This window comes from Butyrivibrio sp. (assembly GCF_024699075.1).
In genome coordinates this window covers 1-11252 of the sequence record NZ_JAILQF010000007.1, presented here as the reverse complement: position 1 = coordinate 11252, position 11252 = coordinate 1, and the positions used below count along the sequence as shown (strand labels likewise).

9 protein-coding genes and 1 pseudogene are annotated in these 11252 nt (G+C 39.0%); 9 read left to right on the top strand and 1 reads right to left on the bottom strand.

The features are described from left to right. The 8 genes from K6G87_RS00200 to dnaB form a co-directional block, all read left to right on the top strand. A partial coding sequence (locus K6G87_RS00200; protein WP_296832220.1) for a hypothetical protein occupies window positions 1-678 on the top strand: 678 nt, incomplete at its 5' end. Between the two features lie 179 nt (window positions 679-857). Beyond that, window positions 858-1625, top strand: coding sequence for a LytR/AlgR family response regulator transcription factor (locus tag K6G87_RS00195; RefSeq protein WP_296832217.1), 768 nt, complete (start codon window positions 858-860; stop codon window positions 1623-1625). A 47-nt stretch (window positions 1626-1672) separates the two neighbouring features. Next, on the top strand, window positions 1673-3115 hold the full coding sequence (locus K6G87_RS00190; protein ID WP_296832214.1) for a sensor histidine kinase: 1443 nt from the start codon (window positions 1673-1675) through the stop codon (window positions 3113-3115). Between the two features lie 171 nt (window positions 3116-3286). Continuing rightward, entirely contained in the window at window positions 3287-4030 is a 744-nt protein-coding gene (locus K6G87_RS00185) for a hypothetical protein (RefSeq protein WP_296832212.1), read from the top strand. Between the two features lie 12 nt (window positions 4031-4042). Beyond that, window positions 4043-5026 (top strand): hypothetical protein, encoded by a 984-nt coding sequence (locus tag K6G87_RS00180; protein ID WP_296832209.1) that lies wholly within the window; start codon window positions 4043-4045, stop codon window positions 5024-5026. A 143-nt stretch (window positions 5027-5169) separates the two neighbouring features. Beyond that, window positions 5170-7227: a DHH family phosphoesterase gene (locus K6G87_RS00175; protein ID WP_296832206.1), complete on the top strand. Its 2058-nt coding sequence runs from the start codon at window positions 5170-5172 to the stop codon at window positions 7225-7227. Next, on the top strand, window positions 7224-7670 hold the full coding sequence (rplI, locus tag K6G87_RS00170) for a 50S ribosomal protein L9 (RefSeq protein ID WP_296832203.1): 447 nt from the start codon (window positions 7224-7226) through the stop codon (window positions 7668-7670). The genes K6G87_RS00175 and rplI overlap by 4 nt, the downstream gene beginning before the upstream one ends. Window positions 7671-7758: 88 nt before the next feature. Further along, on the top strand, window positions 7759-9102 hold the full coding sequence (dnaB, locus tag K6G87_RS00165) for a replicative DNA helicase (protein ID WP_296832200.1): 1344 nt from the start codon (window positions 7759-7761) through the stop codon (window positions 9100-9102). Window positions 9103-9245: 143 nt separating this feature from the next. On the opposite strand, the gene K6G87_RS00160 is transcribed toward dnaB, so the two are convergent. After that, window positions 9246-9416, bottom strand: a complete 171-nt coding sequence (locus tag K6G87_RS00160) for a DUF362 domain-containing protein (protein WP_022759320.1) — start codon at window positions 9414-9416, stop codon at window positions 9246-9248. Window positions 9417-9851: 435 nt separating this feature from the next. On the opposite strand from K6G87_RS00160, the pseudogene K6G87_RS00155 reads away from it, so the two are divergent. Next, window positions 9852-11252: pseudogene (locus tag K6G87_RS00155) on the top strand (pyruvate:ferredoxin (flavodoxin) oxidoreductase); the annotation flags it as partial.

Below are 11252 nucleotides of genomic sequence, written 5' to 3'. Positions count from 1 at the left end.
GAAAAAGTGAGAGATTCCTGGAATAATCATCCTGTAAGCGCTTTATATGAAAAAGACATACCGGTAAGCAAAAATGCAGAAGGTGTTTATAAAATTGGCGGAGCTTCTTTTAATGATGAGGAGTTATCTGCTGCAAGAGATATGATAACAGGTATCGGAAGTCAGTTAAAGAATGGATATCTCAGCTACAGAGATTACGCCAAGATGGAAGTGGCTCAGAAGGTCGTGGATGATCTGGCATCCAAAAACTTTCGCGAAGACCAGGCAAAAGTAATCAGCCGAGCTATGAAAGACTTTAATGACAATCTGTTAAATACGCAGGACAGGATGCTGGTAAATAAGAAAATCAGAACCAATGACGATCCTTCATCCGGAAAGTATTTTGGCATTGAAGTTCATGTACCTGAAGAAGTAAGAAAATCAGTTAATGAGTATGCCAGTACAGATATCGCAACAGATCGGGATCTTATTGCAAACATCCGCGATAACATCAGAAGTACAGATATTTCAAATAAAAACGCTGTGAAAAAATTAATGGCTTCTTATGAAGATATGATGAGACCTGCTTACGATGCTCAGTACCCGGCTCAGCTAAAGTCAAATGTTGATGATGCTATTTCTAGAGATGAGAATGATCTGATGAAACTGATTGACTTCTCGGATAAATGGAAGAGATAGTAATGTCCATTCGTTACAATAATTCGTCCATTAATGACATGAATATATAAAGAGTATTATTCATGATGATATTATAAATACATAGTTTAAAGGGAAAATGCTTACATGGATGTCCGTGCTAAGCATTTTTGCGTTATTTAAGCATATCGATGAGCTAAAGTAAATTGAGGAAAGCGCAAATGGATAAATATCGTTTTGCAGTATGTGATGACGAGGAAGCTGTCAGAAGCCTGATCTCCGAATGGCTTTTGAAAAGTCCATACAAGGCAGAAATAAAAGAATATGATTCCGGGGAAGAACTACTTAGGGATATTGATGCCGGAGTAAATCCGGATATTCTTTTTCTGGACATTGCAATGGGAGGAGCTGATGGCATTGACACTGCCAGAGAACTTGGGAAGAGAGTAGAAAATAATGGCAGAAGTATGCGCGCTTCCAGACCACTGATTATATATGTTACGGGTATTCCTGACAGGATGGGAGATGCCTTTTTAGTGAAGGCATTTGATTATCTCTTAAAGCCAGTAACCCAAATTGAACTTGAAGATGAGCTTAAAAGAGCGGTTGATGAACTTAAAAGGCTTGATGCCCAGCATTTATCAACAAGACAATCAGATGATGAGTTATATACTAAGCCTCTTGTCATTCAGACAGGAAGAGACATGATCAATATAAAACAAAAGCATATCTTATATATTGAAAGCAGCGGCAGAAAATCCATAGTTCATGCAGAAGGAAAGGCTTTGGATGTATATAAGAGGATGAACGAATTTGAGGACGAACTTGGCAACTCTTTTTTTAGGATACACAGAGGATACCTTGTAAACATGCAGCATATTAAAGGCTATTCAAGGTCTGAAGCGTATATGGATAATGGTGAGACTTTGATCATATCCAAGTATAAATATGCTGATTTTGTAAGAGCATATATGAATTTCATATCCTGAAGTTGGCTAATGGCCAAAAATAGTAACTCATATTTTGCGAGGGGACGATGTCGGAAGAACAATTCTATATAATTGAGCAAAGCTATGCGATAGCAATTATACTTGTCAGAGGCTTTTTCTTTGGGGCATTTGTAAATCTTTTTATAGATAAGGAAGTACTTGACAGCGGGAAGACTGCTTTTCTTACAACAATTATTATATTGGAAGGTCTGTTTTTTTATATGATCCCATATGAAACGAAATTTGGGTATTTCCTGGTATGTCTTCTTACGATAATTGTTATCTTTTATTTTTATAATTCAAAGGTGCTCGCGCACATGATCTTTGTCTTTTTCCTGTGGCAGAATATTTTTTACATATGGCATCTTATTAATTTCACAATTTTTGATTTTATTACAGATAAGGCTTTAGAAGTGCTGGATTATTCCGGAGAAGGAGCAATGGGCAAGCTCTTTTTTATTCTGTTTTTGCTTATGATAGCTCAGGTACTTTTTCTTCTTTTCTTCTTTACCTTTTCATATTTCATAATAAGAAGAATCTGCAAGAAGCAATACGACATGTCACTTGCAGAGGCTGTATACCTATCCATCTATTCAACTGTTTCCTATCTGATCGCATACAGTATAGTGCAGATCATGGTTGTCCCTTTGGAAAAAGAGGTTTTTGTCTTACTGGATGAGAAAAAAGATTTAAGGTTTATACTTCCTCTTATCGCGATCCTTATATTTATAGGGGAGATGACAGCAGTTGCAACCTGGCAGCGTTATAGAAGACTTAAGGAAGAAGATCTTATATTGCAGGAGCAGTTACAGGAGCAGGCTTATATCAGGAAGAAGATAGAATATACAGAAAAATATCATGACAAAATAAGAGCCCTTCGCCATGATATGGCAGGAAAGCTGATGGTTCTTAAAAGCTTCCTTGAAAATCACAGATACGAGGAGGCATCTGATTATCTTAGCGAAATGAATGTAGAGCTAAGTGAAGGCGCATTTTTGTATGCTACTGGGAATCCTGTTTCAGATGTAGTTATAAATGAGGCAGCAGCACTTTCGCAAAAAAGAGGATGCAGGTTTGAATGCGATTTTTCTTTTCCCAAGGATAAAGAAATAAGTGCCATGGATGTAGGAATCATATTAAGTAATCTTCTGGATAATGCTCTGGAAGCGGTTTCCTATGTACCTGAAGATAAAAGATATATTGAGCTGTCGGGTGAGATGAAGAATAACTTCTTCCTAATAAGAATAGTCAATCCTTATGACGGAGTTGTAGAAAAAGGGGATGATGACAGCTTTAAAAGCAGGAAAGTTTTTAGTGAGGAATCAAAGAACCAAAGGTCGTATAAGTCAGATACCAGTCTGCACGGAATAGGATTAAAGAGCGTCATGAATCTTGCGGATAAATATCTTGGTGCTGTTTATATAAGCACAGCAGATAACCTCTTTGAAGTAAAAGTCATGCTGCAGGATTCTAAGAATCATCAGTTTTAAAAGAATTATTGACGCTGGATTTATATAAAGTTGACCATTCATTACACAGAGATGTCCGTTCATGTCAAATCTATTTAAACGCCTTCTTTTATGGACGATACTTGAATTGAGAGTATATATTCTTTGCTTTTAATTCAGGATCCTATTTGTCCGTAAAAGGAGGTGTTTTTTATGATCTTTGGACAAAACTATTTTAACGTTCTTACAGGGCGGATAGGCGGAGCCGGTAATATTTGGAATAGACAGGGATTGTCTGGTTATAGCAGCTTGAATAACATAAGCAGAAATAAAGAAGCTACAGGTGCATATAAGACTGGTTACAGTAATAGCTATTATGGACTAAGCGCGGGAACTATCAAAGCGATGAATAATGCGTTTGGTACAATTGACAGATCTTATTCATCAGATATTGAGACTGCTCAGGGCGCGGTGAAATTGGAAAGTGCTGCCAGAAAATTATCAAATGAAGAGCTCTATGAAGAAAAGAATACAAAAGAGCTCCTTAAGGCAGTAATGAATTTTACAAACGGATATAATGAGGTGAATGACAGTTCTAAAGAAACCGGAAGTATAGCTGTTAGACGAAGCGCGGGCAATATGAGAGAAGCAGTTCGTGATAATATTTCTGACCTTAGAAAAGTAGGAATCGGCTACAACAGCAAAAACGGAGAACTGTTTGTAGATGATGAAGTATTTCAAAAGGCTGATAAAGAAGATGTCAAGAATATCTTTGCAGATGCTGGTTCTTTCGGGCAACAGATAAAAAGCAGTGCAGCGGTTACATCTCAGGCAGCAGTTGCATCCGGCAGGTATTTAATAAATAGAGGAATATATGGAGCTAATGGCGCATATGGCCTTGGCAGCTATGGCGGATATAGTTCTCTTCTTTCAACAATGTTCTCCACTTGGATTTGAGAGGTAAGATATATGAAGATAGCTAATAGTGATGTTTTTTCAGCTTCAAGCTACAGCTATCAAAAGGAATTGAGTACAGGCAGCGCAGGGAATGGCGGATTTTTTGCAGGATTAGTAGAAAAGCAGGTTGAGAAAGAAAAATCGGATTACAAAGCATCCGGAAAAATAACAACACAGGATGGCAAGAAAATAGATGTTGATCTAAAAGTTAATATGGAAAGGAAGAAAGAGCGTGATACCTTTATCCCTCTTGCATCACCTCTTGATAACCTTTTTGATCCACTGATAATCAATACAGGTTTAAAGACATCGGGACTTAGCGATCAGAAATTCAAGTTTGATCTTGACTGCGATGGAATACAGGATGATATTTCTATGACCAAGTCAGGAAGCGGTTTTCTGGCTCTTGATCATAATGAAGATGGGAAAATAAATGATGGTACAGAGCTCTTTGGAGTAAAGAGCGGAGACGGCTTTAAAGATCTTTCCCAGTATGATTCTGATAAAAATGGCTGGATCGATGAAAATGACGAAGTGTTCGAGAAGCTTAAAGTATGGAATAAGACAGATGACGGCAAAGATGAACTTAAGACATTAAAAGAAGCAGGAGTCGGCGCTATATATCTTGGAGCGGAAGATACAGAGTTTACGCTTGAAGGATCAGATGGGAATCTTGATGGTAAGGTTAGAAAGACAGGTCTTTTCCTAAAAGAAGATGGAAGCGCAGGGACAATTCAACATGTAGATCTTGCAATCAAAGGTAGAGAATCTGAACTTATGAGCGTTTCAGAAAAGCTTGATGAAGTCTTAGAAAAACTTAAAAGCGAGAATTCTCAAAGAAGCAGGCAAAGAAATAATAACAATGCACAAAGACGCAGGATAAGAGAGGCAAGGCAGAAAAAGCAGCTCGAAGAATATTATAAGAAAAAGGAGCACAATAAAGAGCTTATGGAAAACGCAAGAAAGCGGCGCGAAATGCTCTATGAAAATAAATAAAGCAGTAAGCTTAAGATATATACGTGCATCAGTCTCATAAGCTGATGCACTTTTTTGTGAGTAAATTTAGTTTCTCGCCAGGTGGCGGCCTAGAGCAATAAATGGTATAATCCATTTTATAGGAGCCGTGGAGGGTTATTATAATGAAAAAAAATAGAATCAGATTAAAGGGGCGTCTTAAAACTTTTTTAACGACCTTTCTTTACCTTGATATAATATTAATTCTTGTCACATTCCTTGTATATTTCTTTGGAGGTATACAGGCAGGAATTATTCTTACTATTTTCACTATTCTATATACAGTAATAGTTTTTCTTATGTATTTTATGACACGGCCCATTGTGATCAATGAGCTTGTAAGTTTTGCTACCCAGTATGGACAGATTCAGAAAACGCTCCTTAGAGAGATGGATCTTCCAAGCTGCCTTCTGGACGATACAGGCAAGGTTATATGGTCTAATATCGCTTTTGAGAAGACTGTTCATGAGAAGAAGAACTTTCATAAGCAGATAACAGCTGTATTTCCTCAGGTGACAGCTGATAAGTTCCCGGCCATGAATGATGAAGAGGTTCAGTACGACCTTGAATATGAGAACAATTTCTATTCACTTAGAATGCGTAAGATATCTCTTGAAGAGATGGCAAGTAACAGCGACATTATAGAGGCCAGCAGCTATGACGGATATCTTATCATAGTATATCTCTTCGATCAGACAGCTCTTCGTCTTGCAGTTCAGGAAGTTGATGACCAGTCTATGGCAGCAGGACTTATCTATCTTGATAACTATGAAGAAGCCCTTGAAAGTGTAGAAGAAGTAAGACGATCACTTCTTATAGCACTTATAGACCGTAAGATCAATAAGTACGTAGCAAGCTGTAATGGTATAGTACGTAAGACTGAAAAGGATAAATATTTTGTGGTAATGCCCAAAAGGTACTGCAAGGTAATGCAGGAAGCAAGATTTGATATCCTTGAAGAAGTTAAGACAGTCAATATCGGTAACGAAATGGCTGTAACACTCAGTATAGGTATGGGTATTGATGGCCTGTCATATTCACAGAACTATGAATTTGCACGTAATGCCATAGACCTTGCTCTTGGACGAGGCGGTGACCAGGCAGTTGTTAAGACTCCTGATAATACGATCTATTATGGCGGTAAGAGTCAGCAGATTGAGAAGAATACAAGAGTTAAGGCAAGAGTTAAGGCTCATGCACTTAAAGAGATCATCACAGCTAACGACACAGTCCTTGTTATGGGACACAGACTAGGTGATGTAGACAGCTTTGGTGCTTCTGTAGGTATTAACCGTATCAGTAAATATCTTGGCAGAAAGTGTCATATAGTACTTAATGATGTAACTAAGTCCATGCAGCCTCTTGTGGATCTTTTTAAGAACAATCCTGAATATGAGGATGACATGATCATAGGCTCTCAGACAGCAATAGATATGGCAAGCGGCAATGTGGTCCTTGTTGTTGTCGATGTCAACAAGCCATCTATTACAGAATGTCCTGAGCTTCTTAGATTCTGTAAGAACATAGTAGTACTTGACCACCACAGACAGGGAACTGAGACAATTGAGAATGCAACTCTCTCCTATGTAGAGCCATATGCATCATCAACCTGTGAGATGGTATCAGAGATACTTCAGTATATAGGCGAGAATGTTAAGGTTAATACTGAAGAAGCCGACAGCATGTATTCAGGCATTATGGTAGATACCAATAACTTTATGCAAAAGACTGGTGTCAGAACCTTTGAAGCAGCTGCATTCCTTAGAAGAAACGGAGCAGATGTTACCAGAGTCAGAAAGCTCTTCAGAGAAGATGCCAATGAATACAAGACCAAAGCCGATGCTGTAAGTCAGGCTGAGATCTACAAAGGAGCTTATGCTATATCAATATGTAACAGTGAAGATATCGTAAGCCCTACAATTATCGGAGCGCAGGCTGCCAATGAACTTCTTAATATCAAAGGAATCAGAGCCAGCTTTGTATGTACCGAATACCAGAATATGGTCTATGTAAGCGCAAGATCAATTGATGAAGTCAATGTCCAGCTTGTAATGGAAAGACTTGGAGGCGGCGGCCACATGAGTATGGCAGGCTGTCAGATGGAAGGCATTACAGTTACAGAGGCCATAGGAATTATCAAGAAGACAATAGATACAATGATTGAGGAAGGTGAACTTAAATGAAAGTAATTTTATTAGAAGATGTAAAATCTCTTGGCAAAAAAGGTGACGTAGTTAAGGTAAGTGACGGCTATGCCAACAATATGCTTTTTAAGAAAAATCTCGGAGTAGAAGCAACCAATGCTAATCTTGCAAGACTTAAGGCTGAGCAGAAGCATGATGCCAAGGTAGCAGAAGAAAAGCTTGAAGATGCCAAGGCATTTGGAGAAAAGATCGAGAAAGAGCTTATCAAAGTTACAATTAAGACAGGAGAAGGCGGTAAAGTCTTCGGCTCTATCTCTACCAAAGAAATAGCTCAGGCTGCCAAAGACCAGTTTGGATTTGATATAGACAAGAAGAAGCTTGTCCTTTCAGATCCTATCAAAGCATGCGGAACATATGAAATACCTGTAAAGCTTCATCCTCAGGTAACAGCTAAGATCAGAGTATCTGTAACAGAAGCATAAATAAATTCATGGACAAATCTTATAAAATCCATAAAGAATACTGATTTTATAACTTATTGACTTTGGATATGTATAACAAAGGATTATTATGGCAGACGAACAGTTTATGGTTAAAAGGGTTCCGCCGCAGAGCCGTGAAGCAGAGCAGTCTGTTGTAGGCGCAATGCTCATGGACAGAGAGGCAATAGAAGTTGCCACCGAGTATATAAACGGTGACGACTTTTATGATCGCCAGCTCGGAACCTTTTTTGACGCATGTGTTGAACTTAATAAAGAAGGAAGACCGGTTGACCAGGTTACACTTCAGGAAAGACTTAAAGACAAAAATGTCCCCCCTGAATATGCATCAACCGAGTATATTGTAAATCTTGTTGCTGCAGTACCGACATCAGCCAATGTCAAATACTACGCTCAGATAGTAGCTGAAAAGTCTACATTAAGAAAACTTATAAAAGTCTGTGAAGAGACATCAAGTAACTGCTATGCAGGAACAGATAAGCTTGAGACTATACTAAACAATGTAGAAAAAGATGTATTTAATGTTACACAGAGAAGAGACGCCGGAGAATTCGTTCCCATAAGTCAGATAGTAGTAAATGCCCTGAATAAGATCGCAACAGCAAGCCGTAACACAGGAACGGTAACTGGTATTGCAACAGGCTTTACAGATCTTGACTATGATACATCAGGTTTCCAGCCATCAGATCTTATCCTGATAGCAGCAAGACCTTCAATGGGTAAGACAGCTTTTGCTCTTAACATTGCAGAATATATGGCTTTCAGGAATAATGTAACAGCAGCTATCTTCTCACTGGAAATGAGTAAGGAACAGCTTGTAAACAGACTTTTCGCCATGGAATCACATGTCGAAGCCCAGAATCTTAGAACAGGTAAGATGTCAGACGGAGACTGGGAAGCACTTATTGACAGTGCCGATCTTATAGGCGGTTCCAACCTGATAATAGATGATACACCAGGTATTTCTGTACAGGAGATGAGATCCAAGTGCCGTAAATACAAGATGGAACATAATCTTGGCATTATCTTCATTGACTACTTGCAGCTCATGAGCGGCGGTGGTACAAGAGGCTCAGAATCAAGACAGCAGGAGATCTCAGATATTTCAAGATCCCTCAAGGCTCTTGCCAGAGAGATCAATGTTCCTGTAGTTGCACTTTCCCAGCTTTCCCGAGCTGTAGAGCAAAGACCTGACCACAGACCCATGCTTTCAGATCTTCGTGAATCCGGAGCTATCGAGCAGGATGCGGATATGGTTATGTTCATATATCGTGATGATTATTATAATCATGATACAGATAAAAAAGGTATCGCTGAGATCATCATAGCTAAGCAGAGAAATGGCCCTATTGGTACAGTTGAGCTTCTTTGGATGCCTCAGTTCACCAAATTTGCCAATCTGGAAAGACATTGATAAATTTTATCAATATTTTTTACCAAAAAATAAAAAAATGTAATAAAAAAAGCAGGTAAGTCAAACTTACCTGCTTATTTTCTCTTATAAAGTTCAGCTTTATAACTCATTCTGCCTTATCCTTAGATAAGATCAAATACGAATTATCCCTGAGAAATAGCTGATACAGGGCACTGAGCAGCGCATGAACCGCAATCGATACATGTGTTAGGATCGATCTCGTACTGAGAAGCTCCCTGAGAAATAGCGGAAACAGGGCACTGAGCAGCACATGAACCGCAGCTGATGCAAGAATCACTAATAACGTATGCCATAGTAATAATCTCCTTCCTTACGAATAATAAGTAATAAATACTAATGAGTTTGCCGCCTCATTATTTACTTAGTTACATTTCTAATAGTATATCAAAAAAATTGATTTAGCAAGTTTGTTAGCATGTGCTAATGATGATATTAATATCTCTTATCGATATTGCACATATATATTGATGATAAAAGTTTAAGGATTGTTAATAATTACTCACGTTGACATTAGTCAACCCACATGCTACTATGATATTTGCAGTAATTTATGATATTAACGGCATGTTTTGTGCGTATTTGAGGCAGAAATTTTTGCACAAATCGTTATATCAGATGAATTACTTAGAAATGTAGGATTTTTCACCAAATCTTTTCATTTCCGGAAACTGTAAATACAGATCAACATACCGGATCTGTATTGTAAAAATAAGGTAGGAGGATAAATAATGGCAAGAAACATGAAAACCATGGACGGCAACGAAGCTGCTGCATATGCTTCTTATGCTTATACAGAAGTTGCTGCCATGTACCCGATCACACCATCATCTGTTATGCCAGAGCATGTAGATGAATGGGCAACAGCTGGAAAGAAAAATATTTTCGGCCGTACAGTTCAGATTACAGAAATGCAGTCTGAGGCCGGTGCAGCAGGTGCTGTACACGGTTCATTAGTAGTAGGTGCTCTTACATCTACCTACACAGCATCTCAGGTACTTCTTCTTATGATCCCTGATATTTACAAGGTCGCCGGTGAGAGACTTCCAGGCGTATTCAACGTTTCAGCTCGTTGCGTAGCTTCTCACGCTCTTAACATCTTCGGTGATCACTCTGACGTATATGCTTGCCGCCAGACTGGTGCTGCTATGCTTTGCGATTCAAGCGTACAGGAAGTTATGGACCTTACTCCTGTTGCATATTGCGCAGCAATCGAGGGAAGAATTCCTTTCATTAATTTCTTTGACGGATTCCGTACTTCACACGAAATTCAGAAGATCGAGGTTTGGGACTACAAGGATCTCGATGAGATGGTTAACCATGATGCAATCGATGCTTTCAAGGCGGGCGCTCTTAATCCTAACCACCCATGCCAGATGGGCTCAGCTCAGAACCCTGATATCTTCTTCCAAACAAGAGAAGCTTGTAACACAGGTTACAATGAGCTTCCTGCAATTGTTCAGAAGTATATGGACAAGGTTAATGCTAAGATTGGTACAGATTACAAGCTCTTCAACTACTATGGCGATCCTAATGCAGAAGTAGTTATCGTAGCTATGGGTTCTGTAAACGATACAATCGAAGAGACTATCGATTACCTTGAGAAGCAGGGCAGGAAGGTTGGTGTTGTTAAGGTTCGTCTTTACAGACCATTCTCAGCTAAGGCTCTCGTTGATGCTATTCCTGCATCTGTTAAGAGAATCGAAGTTCTTGATAGAACAAAAGAGCCTGGTTCATATCGTGAGCCTCTCGCTCTTGATGTTATCGCAGCTCTTAAGGGAACTAAGTTCGAGTCAGTTCCTGTATTCTGCGGACGTTATGGTCTTGGATCAAAGGATACAACTCCTGCTCAGATCGTTGCAGTATTCAACAACGATACTAAGGAAGAGTTCACAATCGGTATCGAGGATGATGTAACAAATCTTTCACTTGATGCAGGTGCTCCTCTTGTTACAACTCCTGAGGGAACAACAAACTGTAAGTTCTGGGGCCTTGGTGCTGACGGTACTGTTGGTGCTAACAAGAACTCTATCAAGATCATTGGTGATAACACAGACATGTATGCTCAGGCATACTTCGACTATGACTCCAAGAAGTCAGGCGGTGTTACAATGTCTCACCTTAGATTTGGT